Raw genomic sequence first — 26211 nt, 5'->3', positions numbered from 1 at the left:
TTCAGCGAGAACGGGAGTGGCCGAACAGGATCCGGTAGATGATCAGCAGCACGAGCGATCCGCCGACGGCCGCGGCCCAGGTCGCGCCGTCGTAGAACTCGTTGGCTATCGGCCGGTCCAGATAGCGGGCGGAGAGCCACCCGCCGGTGAACGCGCCGGCGATGCCGATGAGCGTGGTACCGATCAGCCCGCCCGGGTCCCGGCCGGGCAGCAGGATCTTGGCTATCGCCCCCGCGAGCAGACCGAGGACGATCCAGCTGATGACGCTCATGCCATGAACCTGCCTTTCGAACGGTGTCGTGTCCGAGGACGAGGGGGAGACGGGGCGCGGTTGCGCGGATCAGTAGGGTGCGACGCATGACACGGGAGTTGAGGCGTTCGCTCGGGGTGTTCGACGCGGTGGTGATCGGCCTGGGATCGATGATCGGCGCGGGCGTCTTCGCGGCACTGGCTCCCGCCGCGCGCTCGGCCGGTACGGGACTGCTGATCGGTCTGGCGCTGGCCGCCGTGGTCGCCTACTGCAACGCCATGTCGTCGGCCCGGCTCGCCGCGCTGTACCCGGCCTCGGGCGGCACCTATGTGTACGGACGGGAGCGGCTGGGTGATTTCTGGGGCTACCTGGCGGGGTGGGCGTTCGTCGTCGGCAAGACCGCCTCGTGCGCCGCGATGGCGCTCACCGTCGGGGCGTACGCCTGGCCGGAGCAGGCGCATGCCGTCGCAGTCGCCGCGGTGGTGGCACTGACTGCCGTGAACTACGCGGGCGTTCAGAAGTCGGCGCTGCTCACCAGGGCGATCGTGGCGGTGGTGCTCGCTGTGCTCGTCGCGGTGGTCGTCTCCTGTCTGGGGTCGGGCGCGGCGGACACGGGTCGGCTCGCACTCGGGGGCGACCTCTCGGTCGACGGAGTGGTGGAGGCCGCCGGCCTGTTGTTCTTCGCGTTCGCCGGGTACGCGCGGATCGCGACGCTGGGCGAGGAGGTGCGTGATCCGGCCCGTACGATCCCCCGGGCCGTGCCGGTGGCCCTCGGCATCGCGCTCGTCGTCTACGTGTGTGTGGCCGTCGCCGTCCTTTCCGTGCTGGGTGCGGGTGAGTTGGGCAGGGCGACGGCTCCGCTGGCCGATGCCGTGGAGGCGGCGGGGGCCGGCGGGCTCGGGCCCGTCGTGCGGGTCGGCGCCGTCGTGGCGGCGCTGGGGTCGTTGCTCGCGCTGATTCTCGGCGTCTCGCGCACGACACTGGCGATGGCCCGGGACGGCCATCTGCCCGGAGCACTGGCCGCCGTCCATCCGCGGTTCCAGGTGCCGCACCGCGCGGAGCTGGTCGTGGGGACCGTCGTCGCGGTGGTGGCGGCGACGGTGGACCTGCGCGGGGCGATCGGCTTCTCGTCGTTCGGAGTGCTGATGTACTACGCCATTGCCAACGTCTCGGCATGGACGCTGAGTTCCCGGCCGGCGCAATTCACCGCGGCCTGCGGTCTGGTGGGGTGCGTGGTCCTCGCGTTGTCACTGCCCGCGGTGTCGGCCGTCGCGGGACTGGGCGTACTGGCGGTGGGCGCCGTGCTCTACGCGCTGCGCCGGCCCGGGCGGAACGGGTCCGGCGACCGCTGAGCGGCTGTGGACGGCCTCCTGCGGGACGACGGCCGAGGGCCCGTCGCCGGCTGCCGCGGACGGTTTCAGCGGGCTCGCGAAGGGGCGGTCCGTGGGGACGATCTCGCGGCCGAGCGGCACGAGCGCCACAGGGATCAGCTTGAAGTTCGCCACGCCGAACGGGATACCGATGATCGTCAGGCACAGCGCGATGCCCGTGACGACATGGCTGAGCGCGAGCCACCATCCGGCCAGGATCAGCCACAGGACGTTGCCGATGAGCGACGGCGCCCCGGAGTCGCGGCGGTCGACGGTCGTGTGGCCGAAGGGCCACAGCGCGTAGACGCCGATACGGAACGACGCGATGCCGAACGGGATGCCGATGATCGTGACGCACAGGACGACGCCCGCGACGAGGTACCCCAGGAAGAGCCAGAAGCCGCTGAGGATCAGCCATATGACGTTCAGAATGGTCTTCACGGGCGATGACCTGCCATCTGCTCGAGCCGGGCAATTCGTTCCGCCATGGGCGGGTGGGTGGCGAACATCTTGGCGAGGCCCCTGCCCGGTCCGAAGGGGTTCGCGATCATCATGTGGCTCGCCGTCTCCAGGCGGGGCTCCGGCGGCAGCGGCAGCTGCTTGGTCCCCGCGTCGAGCTTGCGCAGGGCGCTCGCCAGCGCCAGGGGGTCGCCGGTGAGCTGGGCGCCCGACGCGTCCGCTTCGTACTCCCGCGAGCGGCTGACCGCGAGCTGGATCACCGAGGCCGCCAGCGGCCCCAGGATCATGATCAGCAGCATGCCGACGAGACCGGGACCGTCGTCGTCGTCCGAGCGGCCGACGGGGATGAGCCAGGCGAAGTTGACCAGGAACATCACGACCGAGGCCAGGGCTCCGGCGACCGACGAGATGAGGATGTCGCGGTTGTAGACGTGGCTGAGCTCGTGGCCGATGACGCCGCGCAGCTCCCGTTCGTTCAGGATCCGCATGATCCCCTCGGTGCAGCACACGGCCGCGTTGCGCGGGTTGCGGCCGGTGGCGAAGGCGTTGGGCGCCTGGGTCGGGGAGATGTAGAGGCGCGGCATGGGCTGGCGGGTGGCGGTGGAGAGCTCGCGGACGATCCGGTACAGCGCGGGCGCCTCGAACTCGCTGACCGGACGGGCACGCATGGCGCGCAGTGCCAGCTTGTCGCTGTTCCAGTAGGCGTAGGCGTTCGTACCGAGGGCGACGACGAGCGCGACGAACAGCCCCGTCCGGCCGAAGAAGCTGCCGATGACGAGGATGAGTGCGGACAGTCCCCCGAGGAGTACGGCGGTCTTCAGCCCGTTGTGCCGGCGGTGCACGGTACGCCCTCCAAACGGTGCGGCAGGGGAACCCTTCGCGTGGTGCTCCACTCTCCAGTGGACCCTTCTGTACTGGTCAACGCCAGGCGAAGGACGCTGGTTCCCCTGTGCTCCGGGCCACGGGCGTGGGCCGTTCGGGTGAACGTCAGAACAGGGTGTCCGCGGCGAAGCGCAGCACCAGCTGGGGGTAGCCGGAGAGCACGACACCGCCGACCGCGGTCAGCGCGATGGCCACGGTGACGGGCGCGGGCGTGCGCCGGCGCACCGGCTCGGCCTCCGCGCCGCTCACGGCTCCCGCGGGGGCGCGGAACAGCAGTGCCGTCCAGTGGAGGTAGTAGTACAGCGCGATCACAACATTGACGCCCATGACGACGGCGAGCCACCCCAGGCCCGCGTCGACGGCCGACGAGAACACGGTGACCTTGGCGAACAGGCCGATGATGCCCGGCGGCAGTCCGGCCAGGCACAGCAGGAAGAAGCCCATCGCCAGGGCGGCCGCGGGGCGGGCCGTGTACAGGCCCCGGTAGTCCGCGATCCGGTTCTGCGGGTGGTTCCGGGCGACGAGCGCGGCGACCGCGAAGGCCCCGAGGTTCACGACGGCGTACATCAGGGCGTAGGCGACGGTGGCGCCGATCTGGTCGTCACTGGAGTACGCGGCGGCCGCGATCGGCACCAGGAGGTAACCGGCCTGTCCGACGGAGGACCAGGCCAGCAGCCGTACCGCGCTCCACGCGCGCGTGGCCGACTGACGCAGGGCCGCCACATTGCCGGCGGTCATGGTCAGGGCGGCGAGGACGGCGAGCGCGGGGCCCCAGATGTCCGCGTAGGCGGGGAAGGCGACGACCGTCACCAGGATGAGGCCGGTGAATCCGACGGCCTTGCCGACGACGGAGAGGTAACCGGCGACCGGGAGGGGCGCGCCCACATAGGTGTCGGGGACCCAGAAGTGGAAGGGAACGGCGGCGGTCTTGAACGCGAAGCCGACGAGTGTCAGGGCGACGCCCGCCTTGGCGAGCGTGTCCAGCTGGCCGGGGACGTTCTCGAGGCCGGCGGCGACCTGGGTGAGGTGCAGCGTGCCGGTCGCGGCGTAGACGAAGCTGACGCCGAGCAGCGTGACGGCCGTCGCGGTCACGGAGGACAGGAAGAACTTCAGGGCGGCTTCGCTGGAGAGCCGGTCGCCGCGCCTGAGGCCCACGAGGGCGAAGGCGGGCAGCGACGCGACTTCGAGGGCGATGACGAGGGTGGCGAGGTCGCGGGAGGCGGGCAGCAGCGCGGCGCCGGCCGCCGAGGAGAGCAGCAGGAACCAGAACTCCCCGGCGGGGAGGTCCTCGCGGGTGTCCGTGAGCGAGAGCACCGCCATCAGCAGTGCGCCGCCGAGGACGAGGAACTGGATGGCCAGGGTGAAGTGGTCGGCGGTGTAGCTGCACGCGTCCGTGCCGTTCGTCAGGCAGAACGTCGAGCGGTCGCCCCTTCGCAGCGGAAGCAGGGTCACCATCGCGGCGACCAGGCCGGCGATGGCGACGGCGCCGAGCAGCGGCTTGCGACGCTCCTCGACGAAGAGGTCCAGGACGAGGACGATCAGTCCGACGACGGCGGTGATGGTCGGCGGCGCGATCGTGAGCCAGTCGACCGACTGGACCAGGCTGGGGACGCTGTCGGCTGCCAGGGTCACGACTTGCCTCCTGCGAGGAGCTGCTGCACTGCCGGGTCGGTGAGGCCGAGGAGGACCGCGGGCCACAGTCCGGCGATGACGGTGAGGGCCACGAGCGGAGTCCAGGCGGCGAACTCGTAACCGCGGACATCGGTGAGCGGGGCGAACGTCCGGCCGTCCGTCGGGCCCGCGATGCTCTGGGAGGGAGCTCCCATGCACACCCGGCGCACGACGACCAGCAGGTACGCCGCGGTCAGCAGCGTGCCGAAGGCGGCGATCGCCATGAAGACGAGGAACGCGGGGCGGCTGAGTCCGTCGGCCGGGTCGAAGGCGCCGAACAGGGCGAGCATCTCCCCCCAGAACCCGGCCAGGCCCGGAAGGCCGAGGGACGCGACGGCCGCGAAGGCGAGCAGACCGCCGAGGCGGGGAGCGCGTCCGTACAGCGCGGCACCGGTGGCTCCGGCGAGGGTGTCGAGATCGGCGGTGCCGTAGCGGTCCTTCACCGCGCCGACCAGGAAGAACAGGAGGCCGGTGATGAGGCCGTGGGCGATGTTGGCGAAGAGCGCGCCGTTGATGCCGGTGGGCGTCATGCTCGCGATGCCGAGGAGGACGAAGCCCATGTGGCCCACGGACGAGTAGGCGATGAGCCGCTTCAGGTCACCGCCCGTGCCCTTGCGCGCCAGGGCGAGACAGGCGAGCGATCCGTAGATGATGCCGGCGACGGCGAAGGCCGCGAGGTACGGGGCGAACGTCTGCATGCCGTCGGGCGTGATCGGCAGGACGATACGGACGAATCCGTACGTCCCCATCTTGAGCAGGACGCCGGCGAGCAGGACCGAGCCGATGGTCGGTGCGGCGGTGTGCGCGTCCGGCAGCCAGCTGTGCAGAGGCCACATCGGGGTCTTGACCGCGAGCCCGATCCCGATCGCCAAAGCGGCGATGACCTGCACGGATGTGGTGAGGTCGCGGCCGTTGTCAGTGGCGAGTGCCACCATGTCGAATGTGCCGGCCTTCAGCCCGACGAGCAGGAGGCCGAGCAGCATGACGACCGAGCCGAGCAATGTGTAGAGGATGAACTTCCAGGCGGCGGGCTGCCGTCCTTCACCGCCCCAGCGGGCGATGAGGAAGTACATCGGGATGAGCACCATCTCGAAGGCCAGGAAGAACAGCACCAGGTCGAGGACCGCGAAGGTCGCGAGAGTGCCGGATTCGAGGACGAGCAGCAGAGCGACGAATGCCTTCGGTGAGGGGCCGGCCGGCATCTTGAAGTAGCCGTGGAGCGCGCAGAGGAAGGTCAGCAACGCCGTCAGTACGAGAAGGGGGAGCGAAATGCCGTCGACACCGAGGTGGATCCGCACGTCGAGTGCCGGGATCCAGCTGATGTCCGTCGTGGCCTGCATCCGCGACGGCTGGTCGTGGTCGAAGCCGAGTGCCAGCACCACGGTGGCGGCCAGGACCGCGCCGGTGACGGTCACTCCGTGTCGCAGGACCGCCTGGTCCGGTCCGGAGCCGCGCAGGCCGGGCGGGGCCGGCAGGAGCGCCGCGGCGGCGCCAAGGAGCGGGCCGACGACGAGGAACGCGAGAAGGAACTGCATCACGGACTCGCTGATATCGATCACGGCTCACGACCCCGCGTTGACGTTGGACAGGACGACGGCGGCGACGGCCAGGACGACGGAGCCCGCGAGCAGCACACCGAGGTAGGTCTGCACGTTGCCGGTCTGCGCGCGGCGCACGGCGCTGCCGAGCAGGCGTGCTCCGGTGCCCGATCCGCTGACGTAGGTGTCGACGACCTCGCGGTCGAGGAAGCGGACGAGCTGTGCGGCGGCGCGCACTGGGCGGACGAACAGCGCGGAGTAGACGGCGTCGACGTGGAATCCCGCGGCGGCGTGGCGATGGAGCGGGCCGAGCAGCAGGCGGGCGGGGTCGGACGGGTCGGGGGCCGCCGCGATCGATCCGTAGGCCGGGGTGTGCGCCGCGATCGCCTCGGCCTCGGAGACAGCCGGTTCGGCGTCGGGGTGCGCGGCCACGGCGCCGATGGGGGGATGTGCGGCGACCGCCGTGGCGTGCCGCCACGCACCGTAGGTGAGCAGTCCGCCGACCAGGGCGACGCCGGTGCCGAGGACGGCGGTGGTGACAGTGAGGGTGAGGGCGTGGCCGTCGAACCAGGCGGGCAGCTGGTCGAAGGTCAGGCCGAAGGCGAGTGACGGCAGCGCGAGGATCCAGAGCACCGTGGTCATGGCGACCGGCTCCCGGCCGTGGTCGGGGGCCTCGGCACCGCGGCCGTGGAAGGCGAGCAGCCACAGCCGCATCGCGTACGCGGCGGTGAGAAGGGCCGTCAGCAGCCCGGCGACCAGCACGGTCCAGCCGGCGCCGCTGGGGGCCACGGCGGAATCGCCGAGCGCGGTGTGCTCGGCGGCGACCAGGACGGCTTCCTTGGAGAAGAAGCCGGCGAAGGGAGGGATCGCGGCGAGCGCGAGCAGCGCGACGGTCATCGTCCAGTAGGCGTCGGGCACGCGCTTGGGCAGGCCGCTCATCCGGGACATGGCGGCGAGCGAGTTCGTGCCGGCGGCATGGATGATCACGCCGGCGGCGAGGAAGAGCAGTGCCTTGAACGCACCGTGGGACAGGAGGTGGAAGACGGCGGCACCGCGGTCGCCGACGGCCAGCGCACCCGACATGTAGCCGAGCTGGCCGATGGTCGAGTAGGCGAGGACGCGCTTGATGTCGTCCTGGGCGAGCGCGGCGAGCGCCGAGCCGACCATCGTGATCGCCGCCATGGCGGCGAGGACGGTCATGGCCGCGGCGGACGCGGCGAAGACGGGAAGGAGCCGGGCCACGAAGTAGACACCGGCCGCGACCATCGTCGCGGCGTGGATGAGCGCGGAGACGGGCGTGGGGCCCGCCATCGCGTCGGGAAGCCAGGTGTGCAGCGGGAACTGCGCCGACTTGCCCGCCACGCCCGCGAGGAGCAGGAGTGCCACCAGGGTGGGGTGGTCGACGGCGTCGGCGGCGACGGCGCCGAGGACGCCGCTGATGCGGAAGGTGCCCGCGTCGGCGGCGAGCGCGAACAGACCGATCAGGAAGGGGACATCACCGAGCTTGGTGACCAGGAACGCCTTGAGGGAGGCGGCACGCGCCTCGGGCGTCTCCCAGTAGTGGCCGACGAGGAAGTACGAGCAGATGCCCATGATCTCCCAGCCCACGAGCAGCACCATGAGGTCGCCGGAGTAGACGACGAGCAGCATGGCGGACGTGAACAGCGAGATGAGCGCCGCGTACGAGGGGTAGCGCGGGTCGTCGCGGAGGTAGGCCGTCGAGTAGATCTGCACACAGGACGCGACGATCCCGACCAGGACGGCGACGAGCGCCGCGAAGCCGTCGATGTACAGGGCCAGGTCGATCGGGACCGAGCCGGTGGGCGTGAGCTCGGTCGCCGCGGTGAGGGCCCGGCCGCCGTCCTGGCGCACGGCGACGAAGACGGCGAGAGCGGTGGCGGCGAGCGTGGGCAGGACGGCCAGCGGGCGGACGAACCCGGGGGCGGTGCGGCCGAGGAGGAGTCCGGCGGCGGCACCGAGGAACGGAAGGAGGGGGACGAGAACGGCGAGGGTCGTCGTGGTCACGCGGTGGCCTCGGCCTTCTCCTCGCGGTCTGCGGGTGTGTCGCTGTCGTCGGGTGTGCCGCTGTCGTCCGGCCCCGTCGGCTCGGCGGTGTCACGGAGGCGGTCGACGTCGGAGCTGCCGCGGTTGCGGTAGACCATCAGCACGATCGCCAGGCCGATCCCGATCTCGGCGGCGGCGACGGCGATGACGAACAGGGTGAGTGCCTGGCCGGCGTGGAGCGTGTCGCGCAGCCACACGTCGAAGGCGACCAGGTTGAGGTTGACCGCGTTGAGCATCAGCTCGACGGACATCAGGACGAGGATCGCGTTGCGGCGTGCGAGGACCCCGTACAGCCCCACGCAGAACAGGAGGACGGCGAGCACTGCGGGATAGGCGAGATGCATCAGCTCTTCCCCTCTCGGGCCGTGCGGTCGGCCGCGCCGTCGCGGCCTGTGCGGCCGGCCCGGTCCGACGGCACGGGGCCGGGCGGGGCAGGCGGTTCCGGGTCCCGGCGGGACAGCACGATCGCGCCGACGAGAGCGGCGAGCAGGAGGACGGAGAGTGCTTCGAACGGCAGCACCCAGTGCCGGAAGAGGATCTCGCCGGACACCTTGGTGGATCCCTGGACGGGTCCGTCGAGGTCGATCCAGGTGGTGCGGAACGCGTCCACGACGACCCACACCAGGGCCGCCGCGGCGGCGGCCGCAACCGGGAGGGCAACCCAGCGGTTGCCGGAATCGGCGTCCGGAGAGCGGCCGATGGGGGCCTTGGTGAGCATCAGTCCGAAGAGAAGGAGGACGACCACGGAGCCGACGTAGATCAGGACCTGCACCCACGCGATGAACTCGGCGGTGAGCAGGAGGTATTCGACGGCGAGACCGCCGAGCGTCACGACCAGCCAGAGGGCGGCATGCACCAGCTGCCTGGTCGTGACGGTGACGAGGGCCGCGCCGAGCGTGGCGAGACCGACGAGCAGGAAGGCGATCTCGACACCGGTCGGCGAAAGGAAGCCCTGGGGCGCGGCGGCGGCGAGCGTCATGCGGGGCCTCCCTGTCCGGGCTCGGTGCCGGGGTCAGGCTCGACGCCGGGGCGGGCGCCCGGTCCAGGGCCAGGGCCGGTGCCCGGCTCGGGGCCGGTGCCGGGGCCCGGCTCGGGGCCGGCTTGGGGCTGGGGCTGGGCCGCTGCGGCCTCCTCGGCGGCCGCCAGCTTCTCGGCGGCCTTGCGGGCGGCCGCGATCTCCTTCGGCTCCTCGGCGCCCGGGTCGAGCGCCGGCGGCGCGGGCACCGTCCACATCCACTCGCGGAGCTTGTCGCGCTCGTGCGTGAGGTCGTGGATGTCGGTCTCGGCGTACTCGAACTCGGGCGACCAGAACAGCGCGTCGAAAGGACACACCTCGATGCAGATACCGCAGTACATGCAGAGCGAGAAGTCGATGGCGAACCGGTCGAGGACGTTCCGGCTGCGCTCGCGGCCTCCAGGGGCGGCCGCGGGGACGGTCTCCTTGTGCGAGTCGATGTAGATGCACCAGTCGGGGCACTCACGGGCGCAGAGCATGCAGACCGTGCAGTTCTCCTCGAACAGGCCGATCACGCCGCGGCTGCGCGGCGGGAGGTCGGGCAGGACGTCCGGGTACTGCGCGGTGACGTGCTTCTTCGTCATCGTCCGCAGGGTGACGGCAAGGCCCTTGGCGAGGCCGCTGCCGGGGATCGGGGGCATTACTGGATCACCACCTTGACGATGCCGGTGAGGGCGATCTGAGCGAGGGCGAGCGGGATGAGAGCTGTCCAGGCGAGCTTCTGCAGCTGGTCCTCGCGCAGCCGCGGGTAGCTGACGCGCAGCCAGATGACGAGGAAGGCCAGCAGCGCGGTTTTCAGGAGGGTCCACACCCAGCCGAGCCCGTCGGCATCGAACGGACCGTGCCAGCCGCCGAGGAAGAGGACGGTGGTCAGACCGCACAGGACGACGATGCCCGCGTATTCGGCGAGCAGGAACAGGGCGAAACGGAGGCCGGTGTACTCGGTGTACGCACCGAAGATGATCTCGGAGTCGGCGACCGGCATGTCGAAGGGAGGACGCTGCAGTTCGGCGAGTCCGGCGACGAAGAAGACGACGGCGCCCACGATCTGCCAGGGCAGCCACCACCACTCGAAGGCGTTCAGGATGCCGGGCAGCGAGACGGTTCCGGCCGCCATGGCGACGGACGCGGCGGTGAGCAGCATCGGCAGTTCGTACGCGAGCAGCTGAGCGGCGGTGCGCAGACCTCCGAGAAGGGAGAACTTGTTGGCCGACGCCCAGCCCGCCATGAGCGATCCGAGCACGCCGACGCCCATGACCGCGAGTACGAAGAAGATGCCCGCGTCGACGATCTGGCCGACCGCGCTCTCACTCGGCCCGATGGGGATGGCGATCAGGACCAGGAGGTAGGGCAGCAGGGCCACGGCGGGCGCGAGTTGGAAGATGCGGCGGTCGGCGTCCGCCGGGACCACGTCCTCCTTCTGCGCGAACTTCACGCCGTCGGCGACGAGCTGGGCCCAGCCGTGGAAGCCGCCGGCGTACATGGGGCCGAGGCGTCCCTGCATGTGGGCCATGACCTTGTGCTCGGTCTGCCCGATGATCAGCGGGAGCACCATGAACACGGCGAAGACGACGATGAGCCGGAAGGCGACGTCGGAAGCGTCGTTCACGCGGGGTCGCCTCCGGCAGGTCGGTTCGGCTCGTCGGCCTCGGGTTCGGTCACGGACTCAGGTGCGGGCGCGGGCTCGGACTCATGTACGGGCTCGGGACCGGCCTCGGGTGCGGGCTCGGGACCGGCCTCCGGCTCCGCTGCGGGCGCGGGCCCGGACTCAGGTGCGGGCGCGGGCCTGGCCTCCGGCTCCACTGAGGGCTGGGGCTCGGCGCGTGGCGCGGCGTCGGGCATCGCGGCGGGTGCTTCTGCGGGCGCCTGCACCTCCTCGGGCACCGAGCCGGGCGCCTGCTTGGGCGGTTGCTCGTCGTCGAAGGCCGGGCGGGCGTGGTGCCAGGGGGCGTCGGAGCTGCGGGTGCGCGGAGCGGCCGGGGCCTCCGCCGGTTCCTGGGCGCCGCCGTCCGGCCGGCGCAGGCCGGCCGGGCCCTCGGCAGCGCTGCGGGAGCGCTGGGCCGGACGAGCCTCGCCCGTCTCAGGCGCCACCGCCTGCGACGCCGAACCCTCACCCGCGCTGCGCATGCGCCGGGCGGGACGGGCCTCGCCCGCCTCAGGCGCCGCCGCCTGCGACGCCGAACCCTCACTCGCGCTGCGCATACGCCGAGCCGGACGAGCCTCGGCCGCATTCCCCGCCGGCGCCGCCGCAGCAGCAGCCTGCGACGCCGAACCCTCGCTCGCGGTGCGGGTGCGGCGCGGGGGGCGGTCGGGCGTCGCACCCGGAGCCGCGGCCGCACGCGGGGTGCGGGCCGGGCGGGCCGGGGCGGGCGGGAGCTGGCCCTTCAGCGGGCCCCACTCGTTCGGGTCGGGTACGCCGGGCGGAAGCATCTGGCGTCGCTTGGGTCCGCCGTGCTCCGACTCCCCCGGCTCCTTGGCACCCGGCCATGCCTTGGCCACCCGGGCGGCCAGGACGAAGTCCTTGCGCAGCGGGTGTCCTTCGAAGCCCTCGGGAAGGAGCAGGGGATCGAGATGCGGATGCCCGGTGAAGTCGACGCCGAACATCTCGTGCGTCTCGCGCTCGTGCCAGCTCGCGCCCGCGTAGATGTCGACGGCGGTCGGCAGCGAGGGGGCGCTGTGCGGGACGGTGGTGCGGACGAGCAGCCGGCGCACCGCGCGGCCCTCCAGCGAGACGACGTGCGCGCACACGCGGAAGCCGATGCCCGGTTCGTCGACCGCGCTCAGCCAGTCGAAGTAGGTGCAGCCCAGCTTGTCGCGGGCGGTCTCCAGCGCAGTCGTCCAGGCACCGGCGGGGACGTCGACGGTGAGCAGGTCGTAGCTGCGCTCGGCGGTGGCCTCTGCGCCGAAGATCTCGGTGACGGCGTCCGGGAGGCTGTCGTACGAGTTCACCGCGCGCCCTCCGATCCGGCGGCGGGGACAGCGCCCGGGGTCTCCGGCGGGCTGACGAGACCGCTCCGCAGCGCCGCCGTGGACGGGCGGGTGCCGCCGCCCCGTTCGTAGCGCTCGCCGAGCGACTCGCGGGCGATCTTCTCCTGCAGCTTGAGGATGCCCTGGAGGAGCGCTTCCGGACGCGGCGGGCAGCCGGGCACGTAGACGTCGACGGGGATGATCTGGTCGACGCCCTTGGTGACGGAGTACGAGTCCCAGTAGGGGCCACCGCAGTTGGAGCAGGCACCGAAGGAGATGACGTACTTGGGCTCGGGCATCTGCTCGTACAGACGCTTCACGGCCGGGGCCATCTTGTCCGTCACCGTGCCGGAGACGATCATCAGGTCGGCCTGGCGCGGTCCCGGCGCGAAGGGGATCACGCCGAGGCGGATGAAGTCGTGCCGCGCCATGGAGGCCGCGATGAACTCGATGGCGCAGCAGGCGAGCCCGAAGTTGAAGACCCAGAGGCTGTAGCGGCGGCCCCAGTTGAGGACGACCTTCATCGGCTCGGGGGCGAGGCGCGCCAGTGCGCCGAGCCTCCGGGGCTCGGGAAGGTCCACGGGAGTCACGCCCATGTCAGGACGCCCTTCTTGTACGCGTAGAGCAGTCCCACGGCCAGGAAGCCGAGGAAGATGAACATTTCGACGAGCGTCGTCGCGCCGTAGCCCCCGGCGGCGAAGACGGTCGCCCACGGGAAGAGGAAGATCGAGTCGACGGCGAAGATCACGTACAGGAAGGCGTAGACGTAGTAGCGGACCTGGGTGTGCGCCCAGCCCTCGCCGACGGGGTCGACACCGCACTCGTAGGTGAGCAGCTTCTCCGGGGTCGGCACCGCCGGCCGCAGCAGCCGCCCGGCGCCGAAGGCCACGGCGACGAACAGCACGCCGATCACCGCGAGCAGTCCGACGACCGAGTAGCTCTGGAAGTAGTCCGCCGCGGTGACGACCACGGTCGTTTCCGGCACGTCCGCCCCTCGCTCCCTGACCTCGTTGACCTCGTGACCTCGTCGGCGCCCTGTTCGACGTTGTTCGACGTCGTCGGTCCCTACGCACCGGAGTCTAGGCCCTGCTAAAGGGAGCGTAAGCAGTCGCGTCGGGTATCAGGTGGGGTTGTCCCCACCTGATACCACCCAGGAACCCCATGGCGTCCGCACTCCCCGGCCCGGCAGGCTGGCCCCCATGACCGCGAGCAACGCCACCTCGGACAACGGAGGACCGCCGCCCGTGCGCCTCGCCTTCGACCGGCGCACCTGGAAAAAGGTCGCGCACCTGCTGGCCGACTTCCCCCTCTCGCTGCTCGCCTTCGTCTACGTCGTGGTCACCGTGGTCGTCGGCGTGGGCCTGTCGGTCACCGTGGTCGGCCTTCCCCTGCTGGCCCTCGCGCTCGCGGGCGCCCGCGGGATCGGGCGGGGGGAGCGGGCGAGGGCACGCGCGCTGCTCGGTGTGGAGGTCGACGAGCCCAGCCCGCTCGGCCGTCCCCGGGACGGCGGCCCGGTCCTGTGGGTCTGGTCGCGGCTGAAGGACCCGGTGGCGTGGCGGACGGTGCTGTACTCGTTCGTCCGGCTGCCGTGGGGTGTGGTGACGTTCACCGTCACGCTGGTGGGGCTGATCGTGCTGTGGCCGGTGCTGCCGTTCCTGGCGCACGCCATGGCGGGTGCGGACCGTGCGATGGTGCGCGGCCTGCTGTCGCCGTCGGACGAACTGGAGCGGCGCATCGCGAAGCTGGAGTCCGACCGGGGCGTGGTCGTCGACACGGCCGCGGCCGATCTGCGCCGTATCGAGCGCGATCTCCACGACGGCGCGCAGGCCCGGCTCGTCGCGCTCGCGATGGGACTCGGCCTCGCCAAGGAGAAACTGGCCGAGGATCCGCAGGCAGCGGCCCGGATGGTCGACGAGGCGCACGGCGAGGTGAAGCTGGCGCTCCAGGAGCTGCGGGACCTCGCCCGTGGCATCCACCCGGCCGTGCTCACCGACCGCGGCCTGGACGCCGCGCTGTCCGCGGTCGCCTCGCGCTGCGCGGTACCGGTGACGGTGGAGGTCGACCTGGACCGCCGGCCGGCCGCGGCGATCGAGGGCATCGCGTACTTCACGGTCTCGGAGCTCCTGCAGAACGTCGCCAAGCACGCGCGGGCCAGCCGCGCCTCGGTCGACGTCTGGCGTTCGCAGGACCGGCTGATGCTCCTGGTCAGGGACGACGGCAGGGGTGGCGCGGACCCGGCGGCGGGCAGCGGTCTGGCCGGGCTCGCGGAACGGCTGGGGGCGGTCGACGGCATCCTGGCCGTCGACTCGCCGGCGGGCGGCCCGACCACCGTCACGGCGGAACTGCCCTGGCGCGGCTGATCCCGCCGGTCCTGGCTCACCGGTCCCGCCCCAGACGCGCAGGAGCCCGCCCTGCCCACCGTCCGCCCCCGACGCACAGGAGTCGCCTGGCCCCACCTCCGTCGGCGACGCCGCCGAAGCCCCACCCGTCGCCGGGACATCCCCCCTGCCCTCTCAACCCCGTCGCCCGTCTCTGCGTCCCCCCGGGCAGCGGCCGGAACGACCCCGCGGGCTCCGTCCTGCGGCGCAGGGCCGCCGTGCGGCCCGCGGCATCCCGCCAATACCAGCAGCTGGACCCGATCTCGAGACGAAGCTGGAATGCTGGGCGGCGCAGGCGACGCGGAAGGTTCATCGCACAGGGGGGCGCGAGGCTGTGGAGGACAGGGTGCGGGTGGTCATCGCCGAGGATTCGGTACTGCTCAGGGAGGGACTGACCCGGCTGCTGACCGACCGCGGACACGACGTCGTGGCGGGCGTGGGCGACGCGCAGGCGCTGATCAAGACCGTGGCCGAGCTGGCGGACCAGGACGCCCTGCCGGACGTCGTGGTCGCCGACGTACGGATGCCGCCCACCCATACGGACGAGGGCGTCCGGGCCGCGGTGCAGCTGCGCCGCGAGCACCCCGCGGTCGGCGTGCTCGTGCTGTCCCAGTACGTGGAGGAGCAGTACGCGACCGAGCTGCTCGCGGGCAGCACCCGCGGGGTGGGCTATCTGCTCAAGGACCGGGTAGCCGAAGTACGAGAGTTCGTGGACGCGGTCGTGCGAGTGGCCCGTGGCGGCACCGCGCTGGACCCGGAGGTCGTGGCGCAGCTGCTCGGCCGGAGCCGCAAGCAGGACGTCCTCGCCGGGCTCACTCCCCGGGAACGGGAGGTTCTCGGCCTGATGGCCGAGGGCCGGACGAACTCGGCGATCGCCAAGCAGCTCGTCGTGGGCGACGGTGCGGTGGAGAAGCACGTGGGCAACATCTTCCTCAAGCTCGGCCTCTCCCCCAGCGAGGGGGACCACCGGCGTGTGCTGGCCGTGCTGACGTACCTGAATTCCTGATCTTCCGCCCGCCGCGTCCCGGCGGCGGGCCGACACCCGGGGCCCAGGGGTGCGGAATGACGAGGGGGCGAGGTACGGAAGGGGATGCTGGGACGGGTGAAGCGTGACAAAGCAGGCGACACGACGTCTCATGGGGACGTCCGACATATGAGCGGTCCAGGGAAGGCCACCCTCACCGTCGTAGGGTTGCCAGTGGGACGGTCGGTGGACCGGCCGCCCCGAGGAACCGCCTCGAGGGAGGTCCAGTTCAGTGACCAGCCAGGTCAGTAGCCCGGCCGAGCAGGCCGACGCCAACAGCGGCCACGAGGCCGTCGTGGGCGAGCAGCGCGGTCCCGCGGGCGACAAGGAAATCCGCCGACTGGACCGGGTGATCATCCGCTTCGCGGGTGACTCCGGTGACGGCATGCAGCTGACGGGTGACAGGTTCACCTCGGAGACGGCGTCGTTCGGCAACGACCTCTCCACGCTGCCGAACTTCCCCGCGGAGATCCGGGCCCCCGCGGGGACCCTGCCGGGTGTCTCCAGTTTCCAGCTGCACTTCGCCGACCACGACATCCTCACGCCCGGCGACGCGCCGAACGTGCTGGTCGCGATGAACCCGGCGGCACTCAAGGCCAACATCGACGACGTGCCGCGCGGCGGCGAGATCATCGTCAACACGGACGAATTCGCCAAGCGCGCCATGGCCAAGGTCGGCTACGACACCTCCCCGCTGGAGGACGGCTCGCTGGACGCGTACCACGTCCATCCCGTGCCGCTGACGACGCTGACGATCGAGGCGCTCAAGGACTTCGGGCTCTCCCGCAAGGAGGCCGAGCGCAGCAAGAACATGTTCGCGCTGGGGCTGCTCAGCTGGATGTACCACCGGCCGACCGAGGGCACGGAGTCCTTCCTCCGGACGAAGTTCGCGAAGAAGCCGGCCATCGCCGAGGCGAACATCGCCGCCTTCCGCGCCGGCTGGAACTTCGGCGAGACGACCGAGGACTTCGCGGTCTCCTACGAGGTCGCCCCGGCCACCAGCGCTTTCCCCACGGGCACGTACCGCAACATCTCCGGCAACCTCGCCCTGTCCTACGGCCTGGTCGTCGCGAGCAAGCAGGCGGATCTCCCGCTGTACCTGGGCTCGTACCCGATCACGCCGGCCTCGGACATCCTGCACGAGCTGTCCAAGCACAAGAACTTCGGCGTGCGCACCTTCCAGGCCGAGGACGAGATCGCCGGGATCGGCGCGGCGCTGGGCGCGGCGTTCGGCGGCTCCCTGGCGGTGACCACGACCTCCGGTCCCGGTGTGGCGCTGAAGTCGGAGACCATCGGGCTCGCCGTGTCGCTGGAGCTGCCGCTGCTGGTGGTGGACATCCAGCGCGGCGGCCCCTCGACCGGTCTGCCGACCAAGACCGAGCAGGCGGACCTGCTGCAGGCCATGTACGGGCGCAACGGCGAGGCTCCGGTGCCGGTCGTCGCCCCCCGCACCCCGGCCGACTGCTTCGATGCGGCCATCGAGGCCGCCCGGATCGCGCTGACGTACCGGACGCCGGTCTTCCTGCTGTCCGACGGGTACCTCGCCAACGGCTCCGAGCCCTGGCGGATCCCCGATCTCGACGAGCTGCCCGACCTGCGCGTCCAGTTCGCCACCGGGCCGAACCACACGCTGGACGACGGCACCGAGATGTTCTGGCCCTACAAGCGCGACCCGCAGACGCTCGCCCGCCCCTGGGCGCTGCCCGGCACGCCCGGCCTGGAACACCGCATCGGCGGCATCGAGAAGCAGGACGGCAGCGGCAACATCTCGTACGACCCGGCCAACCACGACTTCATGGTCCGCACCCGGCAGGCCAAGATCGACGGCATCGAGGTGCCGGACGTCGACGTCGACGACCCGGACGGCGCGCGGACCCTGGTGCTCGGCTGGGGATCGACGTACGGCCCGATCACGGCCGCCGTACGCCGCCTGCGGGCCGCGGGGCTGCCCATCGCGCAGGCCCATCTGCGCCACCTGAACCCCTTCCCGGGGAATCTCGGGGACGTCCTCGGGCGTTACCAGAAGGTAGTGGTACCGGAGATGAACCTCGGCCAGCTCGCCACCCTGATCCGGGCGAAGTACCTGGTCGACGCGCAGAGCCACACCCAGGTGAACGGGATGCCGTTCAAGGCGGAGAAGCTCGCAGAAGCTCTCAAGGAGGCCATCAATGACTGAGGCGCTCTCGCTGGTGCCCAAGGCCGAGGCCAAGCAGTCCATGAAGGACTTCAAGTCCGATCAGGAAGTGCGCTGGTGCCCCGGTTGCGGTGACTACGCGATCCTTGCCGCCGTGCAGGGCTTCATGCCCGAGCTCGGCCTGGCGAAGGAGAACATCGTCTTCGTCTCCGGCATCGGCTGCTCCTCGCGCTTCCCGTACTACATGAACACCTACGGGATGCACTCCATCCACGGCCGCGCCCCCGCCATCGCGACCGGCCTCGCCTCCTCCCGCCGCGACCTGTCGGTCTGGGTCGTCACCGGGGACGGCGACGCGCTGTCCATCGGCGGCAACCACCTGATCCACGCCCTGCGCCGCAACGTGAACCTCAAGATCCTGCTGTTCAACAACCGGATCTACGGTCTCACCAAGGGCCAGTACAGCCCGACCTCCGAGCTCGGCAAGATCACCAAGTCGACGCCCATGGGGTCGCTGGACGCCCCGTTCAACCCCGTCTCGCTGGCACTGGGGGCCGAGGCGTCGTTCGTCGCGCGCTCCGTCGACTCCGACCGCAAGCACCTCACCGAGGTGCTGCGGGCGGCCGCCGACCACCAGGGCACCGCGCTGGTGGAGATCTACCAGAACTGCAACATCTTCAACGACGGCGCCTTCGAGATCCTCAAGGACAAGCAGCAGGCGGAGGACGCCGTGATCCGGCTGGAGCACGGCAAGCCGATCCGGTTCGGCCCCGAGCTCGCCAAGGGCGTGGTCCGCGACGAGCGGACCGGTGACCTCGCGGTGGTACAGGTGACGGCGGAGAACGAGTCCAGGGTCCTCGTCCACGACGCCCACAACCCGAGTCCCACCACGGCCTTCGCGCTGTCCCGGCTCGCCGACAACGACACGCTGCACCACACGCCCATCGGCGTCCTGCGCAGCGTGGAGCGGCCGGTCTACGACACGCTCATGGCCGACCAGCTCGAGACGGCCGTGGAGCAGAACGGCAAGGGTGATCTCGCCGCGCTGCTCGCGGGCAACGACACCTGGACGGTCGTCGGCTGACGCTCGCCTCACGGACGCAAGGGCCGGGAGCCTCGCTCCCGGCCCTTGCGCGTGCGTACCGGTGGGGGTGACGGGACCCGGTCAGACGGTGTCCGCCGCGCGGGCTTTTCCGTCGTCGTACGCGGCGCGGGCCGCCTGCACGTCGGCCACGCGCCGCTCCGTCCAGCGGGCGAGGTCCCACACCTGCCGGGCGGCCTCGGCGCCCAGCTCGGTGAGCGAGTAGTCGACGCGCGGCGGGATGACGGGCTTGGCGTCGCGGTGCACGAAACCGTCCCGCTCCAGCGTCTGGAGGGTCTGGGCCAGCATCTTCTCGCTGACGCCGCCGACGTGCCGGCGCAGCTCGCTGAAGCGGTACGAGCGTTCCAGCAGAGCGGCGAGCACCAGCACGCCCCAGCGGCTGGTCACGTGCTCCAGGATCAGCCGGGACGGGCACATCTCGCGGTTCACGTCGGGGGCGGCGGCCCCGTTCCTGCTTACGGCCATGCCAGTACCTTACGTGAAAGTGGGTACTTTCGTATCGTTAGTGCTCTCCGTAGGGTGGCTCGCGAAGCGAATAACGCACATGAAGCATGCGAAACGGAGAAATGCCCCCATGAGCATCGTTGTCACCGGAGCCACCGGAGCCCTCGGCCGCGTCGTCGTCGACGAGCTGCTCGCCGCCGTCCCGGCCGACCGGATCGCCGCGGTGGTCCGCGACAAGGAGAAGGCGGCGGACCTGGCGGCGTGCGGCGTCGAGCTGCGGATCGCCGACTACAGCGAGCCGGCCACCCTCGCCGGCGCCTTCCGCGCGGGCGACCGCGTGCTGCTGATCTCCGGCAGCGAGGTCGGCCGCCGCGTGGCGCAGCACACCGCCGTGATCGAGGCGGCGAAGGCCGCGGGCGTCGCGCAGCTCGCGTACACCGGCGTACTGGGCGGGCCGGACGCTGACTTCGACCTGGCGGCCGAGCACAAGGCGACCGAGCAGCTGATCCTCGACTCCGGGCTGCCGTACACCTTCCTGCGCAACGGCTGGTACACCGAGAACTACACGGGCAACCTCGGCCCGGTCCTGGAGCACGGCACCGTCGTGGGGAGCGCGGGCGACGGCCGGATCGCCTCGGCCACCCGCGCCGACTACGCGGCCGCCGCGGCCGCCGTGCTGACGGGCGAGGGCCACCTGGGCGCGGCCTACGAGCTGAGCGGCGACACCGCGTGGTCCCTCGCCGAGTACGCCGCCGAGCTGTCGCGGCAGACCGGGCGGACCATCACGTACACCGAGGTCCCGGCCGAGACGCACCTCGGCATCCTCACCGGGGCGGGCGTTCCGGAGCCGTTCGCCCGCATCCTCGTCGACGTCGACGGGGCCATCGGACGCGGGCTGCTGGCGCGTACCACCGGCGATCTGGCGCGGCTGGCCGGGCGGCCCACCACGCCGCTCGCCGAGACGGTGGCGGCGGCGCTGGCCACCGCCTGAGCCCACTCCCCCTCGCGCCACTCCCCTCGCGAGCCGCCGCTCCGGGCCGGGCGACGATGATCCGTCATGACCGTATGGCGATACGGACATGACATCGCGCCCTCGCGCGCGTACCTTCGTCAGGGAACGCGCGCGCAGGGCAGGAGGGTCAGTGAAGTCGGAGAACGAACAGCGGGCAGGGCTGCTGTACGGGATCGGCGCCTACGGGATGTGGGGCCTGGTCCCCCTTTTCTGGCCGCTGCTCAAGCCGTCCGGGGCGACGGAGATCCTCGCCCACCGGATGGTGTGGTCGCTGGCGATCGTGGCGGTCGCGCTGCTCGCGCTGAAGCAGTGGGGCTGGGTCCGTGAACTCGTGCGGCAGCCGCGCAAGCTGGGCCTGATATCCGTCGCCGCCACGGTCATCACCGTCAACTGGGGCGTCTACATCTGGGCCGTGAACTCCGGCCATGTCGTCGAGGCGTCGCTGGGCTACTTCATCAATCCTCTGGTCACCATCGCCATGGGCGTCCTGCTGCTGAAGGAGCGCCTGAGGCCCGCACAGTGGGCCGCCGTGGGCATCGGCTTCGGCGCGGTGCTGGTCCTGGCGATCGGCTACGGCAGGCCGCCGTGGATCTCGCTGACGCTCGCGTTCTCGTTCGCCACGTACGGGCTGGTGAAGAAGAAGGTCAACATCGGCGGCCTGGAGTCGCTGGCGGCCGAGACGGCGATCCAGTTCCTGCCGGCGCTCGGCTTCCTGCTCTGGCTGGGCGCGAACGGCTCGTCGACCTTCGGCTTCCACGGCGTCGGCCATGCGGCCCTGCTCGCCGCGACGGGTGTGGTGACGGCCGCGCCGCTGGTCTGCTTCGGCGCCGCGGCCATCCGGGTGCCGCTGTCGACGCTGGGGCTGCTGCAGTACCTGGCGCCGGTGTTCCAGTTCCTGCTGGGGGTCCTGTACTTCCACGAGGCGATGCCCGCCGAGCGGTGGGCCGGGTTCGCCCTGGTGTGGCTGGCGCTGACGTGCCTGACGTGGGACGCGCTGCGGACGGCCCGCCGGGGCAAGGCACAGGCGCTGCGGCTCGCGGCGGACGCCGCCCTGAGGCCGGCGCCGCCCGCCCCGGCCCCGCTGCCGGAGCCCCCGGCCGCGGCCCGCCCGGACCGCACCGCCTGACCCACGCCGGCCCGGCGGGCGCCGTGCGGGTCCGTCTTCCGGGCCGGGTCCGGCAGGTGGGCCTGCCGGGCGCGGCCCCGGCCCGGCAGGCGCTCAGCCAGACACGCCCCCGGAACGGGCACCGGCGGCCCCCCGATGTGAACGCCACCGGTGGGTCGTATGCCTCACCGGAGCGCACCGCACGGGCCTGGGCCCGGTCGGGGGCCGTGACGTGCCCCGGATCGGAGGCGAGCTCCGGGAGCCGGGCCACGCCGGGCGGGGGGGGGAGCCTGGTGGGCCGCTGGAGGGCGGGGCGTCGCTCGCGCCGCCGTCGGGCCGGGCGTCGGGCGCCGGACGGTCAGTCCCTGGCCCGGTCGACTCCCAGCGCCTTCTCGACCTCCGCCGCCACCGCCTTCCAGTGCGCCCTGCGGCGCTCGCGCTCCTCCGCGTCCGCCAGGCGCTCCTGGTGGAACCGGAGCACCGACCCGATGCCGGAGCGTGCGGCGGAGACGGCGACCTGCACCGTGCTCGGGCCGTACGTCACCCGGATGCGGTCGCCGGGACGGTAGGAACGGACCTCACCCCTGACGCCGTCGGCCGTCTCGTACGTCTCCCCCTTCGCGGCGGGCAGCCGCACGCCCTTGCCCAGCCACAGCTCCACGCCCTCGGGGCTCGCGACGAAGTCCCACACGGCCGCGGGCGGCAGCGGCAGGGTCCTGGACACGCCGATCTCCCAGCCCGCGTCCTTGGTGAGTCCAGTGGTCATGATCCGTCTCCCTCGGCCTGGCGGGCGCGGTGTGCCCGCACCTTGCTGCGGTTGCCGCAGTGCTCCATCGCGCACCAGCGGCGCCGGCCGGGCCGTGAGGTGTCGACGAAGAGCAGGTAGCAGTTGTGCGAGGCGCACTCGCGGATGCGGTGCGCGTACGGGCCCGTGAAGAGCTCCACGGCGTCGCGCGCGACGGTCGACAGCAGCGGGGCCGCCCCGGCCCGCCCGGGCAGCCACTGCCGCGATCCGTCCGCCGCGATGCCGAAGGCGAGGGGCGGCTCGGCGGCGGCCGCGTTCACCGTCGCCACGTCCGCCGGGTCCACGTCGCGCCCGTGCACGCGGGCGCCGGCCATCCGCCACAGGGCGTCCCTCAGTCGGCGGACCGCCGCGAGCGAGGCGTCGTCGACGTCCAGCCGCAGGCCCCCGGGCAGACGGCTGGCCGCCACCCAGCGCAGCAGGCCGGCCGGCTCGTCCAGCACCTCGTAACGAGCGAACTCGCCGGGACCGCCCGTGGTCAGCAACTCCAGACAGAGCGCCCCCGCGTCGAAGCGGTACGGACGGCCCTCGCGCGTCCGCAGCTCCAGTCCCGGCGTTTCCGTTGCCCTCCCACCCATGTAACCACTATAACCGGTTGCCATGACACTGCACTGGAAGCTCGTTGTCGACGCCGCCGACCCGCACGCCCAGGCGGACTTCTGGGCCGAGGCCCTCGGCTATCTCGTCGAGGACAACAGCCGGATCGTCGAGCAGGTGCTCAGCCACGGTGGCGTACCGGCCTGGGCCACCGTGGAATCGCACGGCCGGCGCGCATGGCGCGATCTGGCCGCCGTCCGCCATCCGGACGACCCCTACGACGAGAACACCGGTGGGGGACTCGGGCGGCGCATCCTCTTCCAGCGCGTCCCGGAGGCGAAGACCGGCAAGAACCGTCTCCACATCGACGTGCACGCCGCGCCCGGCGCGAGGGACGCGGAGGCGGAGCGGCTGCTGCGGCTGGGGGCGACGGTCGTGCGGCACGTGAAGGAGGCGGGCGGGGAGTGGGTGGTGATGGCGGACCCGGAGGGGAACGAATTCTGCGTGCAATGACGGGGGTTCGGCCGTCCGGGATACGAACACCCGTGTCGGGATTCTGCTCTTGACGGGATGTCAAAATCTCGCTGAACATTCAGCACGCACAGCGCACGTCAAGCTCCAGCGCCCCGGGCCCCGCCGGCCCGGGGCGTCACGCACGTTCCGTTCCATCCCCGTACGGAATCCGGAGCCCCCACATGAACCTCTCCGTTCCCAGACGCACGCTCGCGGCCACCGCCCTCGCCCTCGCCGGGCTGCTCGCCGCCGGCGCGCCGGCGGCCACCGCCGCACCCGGTGCACAAAGCGCCCCGGCGGCCGCGCTCGCCGCACCCGACATACCGCTCGCAGGCGTCAAGGCGCACCTCACCGAGTTCCAGTCCATCGCGACGGCCAACGGCGGCAACCGGGCGCACGGCAGGCCCGGCTACAAGGCGTCCGTCGACTACGCGAAGGCGAAGCTGGACGCCGCCGGATTCACCACCGCGGTCCAGCAGTTCACGTACAACGGCACGACCGGCTACAACCTGATCGCCGACTGGCCGGGCGGCGACGTCAACCAGACCGTCATGGCCGGCGCCCACCTCGACTCGGTCTCCTCCGGAGCGGGGATCAACGACAACGGCTCGGGTTCCGCCGCCGTGCTGGAGACCGCACTCGCCGTCTCCCGCGCGCAGCTGAAGCCCGCCAAGCACCTGCGCTTCGGCTGGTGGGGCGCGGAGGAGCTGGGCCTGGTCGGCTCGCGGCACTACGTGAACAACCTGCCGACGACGGAGCGGTCGAAGATCTCCGGGTACCTGAACTTCGACATGATCGGCTCACCGAACCCCGGCTACTTCGTCTACGACGACGACCCGGCGATCGAGCAGACCTTCAAGGACTACTTCGCCGCTCTCGGCGTCCCGACGGAGATCGAGACCGAGGGCGACGGCCGCTCGGACCACGCGTCGTTCAAGAACGTGGGCATACCCGTCGGCGGGCTGTTCACCGGCGCGAGCCGTACCAAGACCAGCGCGCAGGCGCAGAAGTGGGGCGGCACGGCCGGTCAGGCGTTCGACCGCTGCTACCACTCCTCGTGCGACACGACGTCGAACATCAACGACACCGCGCTGGACCGCAACAGCGACGCCGTCGCCCACGCGATCTGGGCCCTGTCGGCCGGCACCACCGTCCCGCCCGGTGACTTCTTCGAGAACACCGCCGACGTCGCCGTCCCGGACGCCGGAGCGGCCGTCACCTCGACCGTGACCGTCTCCGGGCGCACCGGCAACGCCCCGGCCGCTCTCAAGGTGGGAGTGGACATCAAGCACACCTGGCGGGGCGACCTGGTGATCGACCTCGTCGCGCCGGACGGGACCGCGTACCGGCTGAAGAACTCCAGCGGCAGCGACTCGGCGGACAACGTGATCACGACGTACACGGTGGACGCCTCGGCCGAGGCGGCCAACGGCGCCTGGCAGCTGCGGGTGCAGGACGTGGCCCGGTACGACACCGGCTACATCGACAGCTGGCGGCTCACCTTCTGACGGCTCGGGCCCGCGGCGGGAGGCCGGGAAGCCACCGCCGCGGGCCCGGGGCCGTGCACCTCTTCCCTTACGGCGGGCCCCGCCGTACGGCGAGGCGGCCGACCGCGGGCGCAGCGGCTGCCGTTACTTGTCCGCGTTGGCCGCCGCGACCAGTGCGTCCTTCGTCACGGCGCCGACGTAGACCGTGCCGTCGTCCGTCATCAGGGCGTTGACCAGGCGCGTCGAGAAGACCGTGCCCTTACCGAACTTTCCGGTGACCTTGTCGCCGAAGGCGTCCAGGAACTGCTGGGCCTCCGCAGGGGCGTCGCCCTTCTCCGGGGCCTTGCCCTCCGCACCGCCGGGCGCCTCGATCCGGGCGATGGACGTCCAGCCCTCGCCGATGACGTCCGGTCCGGCGAAGTCCGCCAGGCCGCCCTCGAACTCCTCGCGGGCGTTCTTCTCCCCCTCCAGACTGTCGGCCTCCGTCACCTTCGCCCCCTTGGGCGGGGTGAAGGCGAACGTCGAGGCCGCGGGCCGGGAGAAGTCGACCTTGGTGAAGCCCGCGTCGACGACGGCCTTGCCGCCGCTGCTCGGCGTGAGCGTGAACTTGAGCGGGGTGCCTGTCTCGGCGTCCACCGCGATGGTGACCGCTCCGACCGTCGAGCCCTTCTGCTCGGGCTTGACGACCAGCTTGTACGCGTCCCGGCCGGCCACCTTGGCCGTGCCGCCGACGGTGATCGACGTGGTGCCCTCGGATGCCTTCAGCACCTCGTCCGCGAGCTCCTTCGGCGTGGCCGGCAGGTCCTCGCCCCGCTTCTCGGCCGAACTGCCGGGCCCTTGCTCGCCCTTGCCGTCCTCCTGGGCGTGGAAGACCTCGTTCGAGGCGCTGTCGTAGCCCCACATCTCGTCGCCGTTGTGGATCAGGCTGTACTCGTCCGAATCCCGCAGGATCGAGATCTTCTGACGGTCGGGCCCGTCGGCCGCGATCCGCAGGGTGTGCGTGCCGGAGGCGAGTTCGGTGAGCCGGGCCTGCGGGTCGGCGGAGGAGCCCGCGCCGCCCTCGCCGCCGTCCGGCCCCGCGAGGGAGCCGGCCAGAGTGTCGAGTGCGGGCAGCCCCAGGTCGGTGGTGATCTTGACGGTGCCGGAGAGCTGCTCGGTGTCGGACGCGGCGATCTTCTCGATCAGCTCCTGTGCCGTGATCTTCGGCAGATCGGGGTCACCGGAGGCGGCGAGCGCCGGGACGAGCCCGATGGTCCCCGCCGCCACCCCGGCCACCGCGAGGGGGACGAGATAGCGGGAGGCCTTGCGGCGCCCCGGCGCGGGCCCGTCGGCCGCCTCGGTGGGGTGTGCGCTGTCGTTCGGTGCCATGGTGTGCCCTACCTCCGTGGTTGGTCAGGGGTGGTGTTCACCATCTGACCAAAACGGCTGCCGGGAGGCGTCAGCCCGCGGGCGCAAAC

At 71.7% G+C, this 26211-nt stretch carries 25 protein-coding genes and 1 pseudogene; 9 read left to right on the top strand and 17 right to left on the bottom strand.

Translation table 11 applies throughout. The annotated features are described in order from the left end of the window. Position 1 precedes the first annotated feature (1 nt). On the bottom strand, positions 2-271 hold the full coding sequence (locus tag ACLB9X_RS20190; RefSeq protein ID WP_410361785.1) for a GlsB/YeaQ/YmgE family stress response membrane protein: 270 nt from the start codon (positions 269-271) through the stop codon (positions 2-4). An 86-nt stretch (positions 272-357) separates the two neighbouring features. Between ACLB9X_RS20190 and ACLB9X_RS20185 the strand changes: the two genes are divergently transcribed. Continuing rightward, positions 358-1602, top strand: a complete 1245-nt coding sequence (locus ACLB9X_RS20185; protein WP_410361784.1) for an APC family permease — start codon at positions 358-360, stop codon at positions 1600-1602. Between the two features lie 72 nt (positions 1603-1674). Here the strand turns inward: ACLB9X_RS20185 and ACLB9X_RS20180 are convergent. The 12 genes and pseudogenes from ACLB9X_RS20180 to ACLB9X_RS20125 form a co-directional block, all read right to left on the bottom strand. Further along, positions 1675-2061: pseudogene (locus tag ACLB9X_RS20180) on the bottom strand (YccF domain-containing protein); the annotation flags it as partial. Further along, positions 2058-2921 (bottom strand): zinc metalloprotease HtpX, encoded by an 864-nt coding sequence (gene htpX, locus ACLB9X_RS20175; protein WP_410361783.1) that lies wholly within the window; start codon positions 2919-2921, stop codon positions 2058-2060. The gene htpX and the pseudogene ACLB9X_RS20180, both read right to left, overlap by 4 nt. 145 nt (positions 2922-3066) lie before the next feature. Continuing rightward, positions 3067-4593, bottom strand: a complete 1527-nt coding sequence (locus tag ACLB9X_RS20170) for an NADH-quinone oxidoreductase subunit N (protein ID WP_410361782.1) — start codon at positions 4591-4593, stop codon at positions 3067-3069. Further along, positions 4590-6191, bottom strand: coding sequence for a NuoM family protein (locus ACLB9X_RS20165; protein ID WP_410361781.1), 1602 nt, complete (start codon positions 6189-6191; stop codon positions 4590-4592). The genes ACLB9X_RS20170 and ACLB9X_RS20165 overlap by 4 nt, the downstream gene beginning before the upstream one ends. A gap of 3 nt (positions 6192-6194) precedes the next feature. Continuing rightward, positions 6195-8195, bottom strand: a complete 2001-nt coding sequence (locus ACLB9X_RS20160; RefSeq protein WP_410361780.1) for an NADH-quinone oxidoreductase subunit L — start codon at positions 8193-8195, stop codon at positions 6195-6197. Further along, entirely contained in the window at positions 8192-8578 is a 387-nt protein-coding gene (nuoK, locus tag ACLB9X_RS20155; RefSeq protein WP_410361779.1) for an NADH-quinone oxidoreductase subunit NuoK, read from the bottom strand. Before nuoK ends, ACLB9X_RS20160 begins: the two co-directional genes overlap by 4 nt. Then, positions 8578-9213, bottom strand: a complete 636-nt coding sequence (locus ACLB9X_RS20150; protein ID WP_410361778.1) for an NADH-quinone oxidoreductase subunit J — start codon at positions 9211-9213, stop codon at positions 8578-8580. Before ACLB9X_RS20150 ends, nuoK begins: the two co-directional genes overlap by 1 nt. Further along, the gene (locus tag ACLB9X_RS20145; RefSeq protein WP_410361777.1) at positions 9210-9890 is read right to left on the bottom strand and encodes a NuoI/complex I 23 kDa subunit family protein; all 681 of its coding nucleotides are present in this window, start codon (positions 9888-9890) and stop codon (positions 9210-9212) included. The genes ACLB9X_RS20150 and ACLB9X_RS20145 overlap by 4 nt, the downstream gene beginning before the upstream one ends. Next, positions 9890-10858 carry a complex I subunit 1/NuoH family protein gene (locus ACLB9X_RS20140; RefSeq protein WP_410361776.1) on the bottom strand — a complete coding sequence of 323 codons (969 nt, stop codon included), beginning with the start codon at positions 10856-10858 and terminating at the stop codon, positions 9890-9892. The genes ACLB9X_RS20145 and ACLB9X_RS20140 overlap by 1 nt, the downstream gene beginning before the upstream one ends. Further along, on the bottom strand, positions 10855-12198 hold the full coding sequence (locus tag ACLB9X_RS20135; RefSeq protein WP_410361775.1) for an NADH-quinone oxidoreductase subunit C: 1344 nt from the start codon (positions 12196-12198) through the stop codon (positions 10855-10857). Before ACLB9X_RS20135 ends, ACLB9X_RS20140 begins: the two co-directional genes overlap by 4 nt. Continuing rightward, a complete protein-coding gene (locus ACLB9X_RS20130) occupies positions 12195-12812 on the bottom strand; it encodes an NADH-quinone oxidoreductase subunit B (protein ID WP_410361774.1) in 618 nt (205 codons plus the stop codon). The genes ACLB9X_RS20135 and ACLB9X_RS20130 overlap by 4 nt, the downstream gene beginning before the upstream one ends. Next, positions 12803-13201 (bottom strand): NADH-quinone oxidoreductase subunit A, encoded by a 399-nt coding sequence (locus tag ACLB9X_RS20125; protein ID WP_410361773.1) that lies wholly within the window; start codon positions 13199-13201, stop codon positions 12803-12805. The genes ACLB9X_RS20130 and ACLB9X_RS20125 overlap by 10 nt, the downstream gene beginning before the upstream one ends. A 214-nt stretch (positions 13202-13415) precedes the next feature. On the opposite strand from ACLB9X_RS20125, the gene ACLB9X_RS20120 reads away from it, so the two are divergent. From ACLB9X_RS20120 to ACLB9X_RS20105, 4 genes are all read left to right on the top strand, one after another. After that, complete coding sequence (locus ACLB9X_RS20120) at positions 13416-14576, top strand: sensor histidine kinase (RefSeq protein WP_410361772.1); 1161 nt, start codon at positions 13416-13418, stop codon at positions 14574-14576. A gap of 364 nt (positions 14577-14940) precedes the next feature. Then, a complete protein-coding gene (locus ACLB9X_RS20115) occupies positions 14941-15600 on the top strand; it encodes a response regulator transcription factor (protein WP_410361963.1) in 660 nt (219 codons plus the stop codon). A gap of 250 nt (positions 15601-15850) precedes the next feature. Next, positions 15851-17794, top strand: a complete 1944-nt coding sequence (locus tag ACLB9X_RS20110; RefSeq protein ID WP_410361771.1) for a 2-oxoacid:acceptor oxidoreductase subunit alpha — start codon at positions 15851-15853, stop codon at positions 17792-17794. Beyond that, positions 17787-18836 (top strand): 2-oxoacid:ferredoxin oxidoreductase subunit beta, encoded by a 1050-nt coding sequence (locus ACLB9X_RS20105; RefSeq protein ID WP_410361770.1) that lies wholly within the window; start codon positions 17787-17789, stop codon positions 18834-18836. Before ACLB9X_RS20110 ends, ACLB9X_RS20105 begins: the two co-directional genes overlap by 8 nt. 81 nt (positions 18837-18917) lie before the next feature. On the opposite strand, the gene ACLB9X_RS20100 is transcribed toward ACLB9X_RS20105, so the two are convergent. Further along, positions 18918-19319, bottom strand: a complete 402-nt coding sequence (locus tag ACLB9X_RS20100) for a winged helix-turn-helix transcriptional regulator (protein ID WP_410361769.1) — start codon at positions 19317-19319, stop codon at positions 18918-18920. Between the two features lie 109 nt (positions 19320-19428). Here ACLB9X_RS20100 and ACLB9X_RS20095 point away from each other — a divergent pair, with 109 nt between their 5' ends. Next, positions 19429-20289 (top strand): SDR family oxidoreductase, encoded by an 861-nt coding sequence (locus ACLB9X_RS20095; RefSeq protein WP_410361768.1) that lies wholly within the window; start codon positions 19429-19431, stop codon positions 20287-20289. Positions 20290-20440: 151 nt separating this feature from the next. Next, entirely contained in the window at positions 20441-21436 is a 996-nt protein-coding gene (gene rarD, locus ACLB9X_RS20090) for an EamA family transporter RarD (protein ID WP_410361767.1), read from the top strand. Between the two features lie 337 nt (positions 21437-21773). Here rarD and ACLB9X_RS20085 read toward each other — a convergent pair whose 3' ends face one another. Both ACLB9X_RS20085 and ACLB9X_RS20080 read right to left on the bottom strand, forming a co-directional pair. After that, complete coding sequence (locus ACLB9X_RS20085; RefSeq protein WP_410361766.1) at positions 21774-22181, bottom strand: SRPBCC domain-containing protein; 408 nt, start codon at positions 22179-22181, stop codon at positions 21774-21776. Then, positions 22178-22795: a CGNR zinc finger domain-containing protein gene (locus ACLB9X_RS20080; protein ID WP_410361765.1), complete on the bottom strand. Its 618-nt coding sequence runs from the start codon at positions 22793-22795 to the stop codon at positions 22178-22180. Before ACLB9X_RS20080 ends, ACLB9X_RS20085 begins: the two co-directional genes overlap by 4 nt. Before the next feature lie 22 nt (positions 22796-22817). Here ACLB9X_RS20080 and ACLB9X_RS20075 point away from each other — a divergent pair, with 22 nt between their 5' ends. After that, positions 22818-23267: a VOC family protein gene (locus ACLB9X_RS20075; RefSeq protein ID WP_410361764.1), complete on the top strand. Its 450-nt coding sequence runs from the start codon at positions 22818-22820 to the stop codon at positions 23265-23267. 182 nt (positions 23268-23449) lie between these two features. Next, the gene (locus ACLB9X_RS20070; protein ID WP_410361763.1) at positions 23450-24775 is read left to right on the top strand and encodes a M28 family metallopeptidase; all 1326 of its coding nucleotides are present in this window, start codon (positions 23450-23452) and stop codon (positions 24773-24775) included. Positions 24776-24898: 123 nt separating this feature from the next. Here ACLB9X_RS20070 and ACLB9X_RS20065 read toward each other — a convergent pair whose 3' ends face one another. Next, a complete protein-coding gene (locus ACLB9X_RS20065) occupies positions 24899-26122 on the bottom strand; it encodes a LolA family protein (protein ID WP_410361762.1) in 1224 nt (407 codons plus the stop codon). Positions 26123-26211: the final 89 nt, after the last annotated feature.

This window comes from Streptomyces sp. 5K101 (assembly GCF_046506645.1).
Taxonomy (GTDB): Bacteria; Actinomycetota; Actinomycetes; order Streptomycetales; family Streptomycetaceae; genus Streptomyces.
The sequence above is the reverse complement of the archived record's forward strand: the minus strand, read 5'-3'. Positions and strand labels throughout refer to the sequence as shown.

What these genes read in the sequence shown, in the direction of transcription:
- ACLB9X_RS20190 (WP_410361785.1), bottom strand. Translation starts at nt 271, where the DNA reads ATGAGCGTCATCAGCTGGATCGTCCTCGGTCTGCTCGCGGGGGCGATA.
- ACLB9X_RS20185 (WP_410361784.1), top strand. Translation starts at nt 358, where the DNA reads ATGACACGGGAGTTGAGGCGTTCGCTCGGGGTGTTCGACGCGGTGGTG.
- nuoK (WP_410361779.1), bottom strand. Translation starts at nt 8,578, where the DNA reads ATGCATCTCGCCTATCCCGCAGTGCTCGCCGTCCTCCTGTTCTGCGTG.
- ACLB9X_RS20150 (WP_410361778.1), bottom strand. Translation starts at nt 9,213, where the DNA reads ATGACGCTCGCCGCCGCCGCGCCCCAGGGCTTCCTTTCGCCGACCGGT.
- ACLB9X_RS20145 (WP_410361777.1), bottom strand. Translation starts at nt 9,890, where the DNA reads ATGCCCCCGATCCCCGGCAGCGGCCTCGCCAAGGGCCTTGCCGTCACC.
- ACLB9X_RS20130 (WP_410361774.1), bottom strand. Translation starts at nt 12,812, where the DNA reads ATGGGCGTGACTCCCGTGGACCTTCCCGAGCCCCGGAGGCTCGGCGCA.
- ACLB9X_RS20120 (WP_410361772.1), top strand. Translation starts at nt 13,416, where the DNA reads ATGACCGCGAGCAACGCCACCTCGGACAACGGAGGACCGCCGCCCGTG.
- ACLB9X_RS20105 (WP_410361770.1), top strand. Translation starts at nt 17,787, where the DNA reads ATGACTGAGGCGCTCTCGCTGGTGCCCAAGGCCGAGGCCAAGCAGTCC.
- ACLB9X_RS20100 (WP_410361769.1), bottom strand. Translation starts at nt 19,319, where the DNA reads ATGGCCGTAAGCAGGAACGGGGCCGCCGCCCCCGACGTGAACCGCGAG.
- ACLB9X_RS20095 (WP_410361768.1), top strand. Translation starts at nt 19,429, where the DNA reads ATGAGCATCGTTGTCACCGGAGCCACCGGAGCCCTCGGCCGCGTCGTC.
- ACLB9X_RS20085 (WP_410361766.1), bottom strand. Translation starts at nt 22,181, where the DNA reads ATGACCACTGGACTCACCAAGGACGCGGGCTGGGAGATCGGCGTGTCC.
- ACLB9X_RS20080 (WP_410361765.1), bottom strand. Translation starts at nt 22,795, where the DNA reads ATGGGTGGGAGGGCAACGGAAACGCCGGGACTGGAGCTGCGGACGCGC.
- ACLB9X_RS20075 (WP_410361764.1), top strand. Translation starts at nt 22,818, where the DNA reads ATGACACTGCACTGGAAGCTCGTTGTCGACGCCGCCGACCCGCACGCC.
- ACLB9X_RS20070 (WP_410361763.1), top strand. Translation starts at nt 23,450, where the DNA reads ATGAACCTCTCCGTTCCCAGACGCACGCTCGCGGCCACCGCCCTCGCC.
- ACLB9X_RS20065 (WP_410361762.1), bottom strand. Translation starts at nt 26,122, where the DNA reads ATGGCACCGAACGACAGCGCACACCCCACCGAGGCGGCCGACGGGCCC.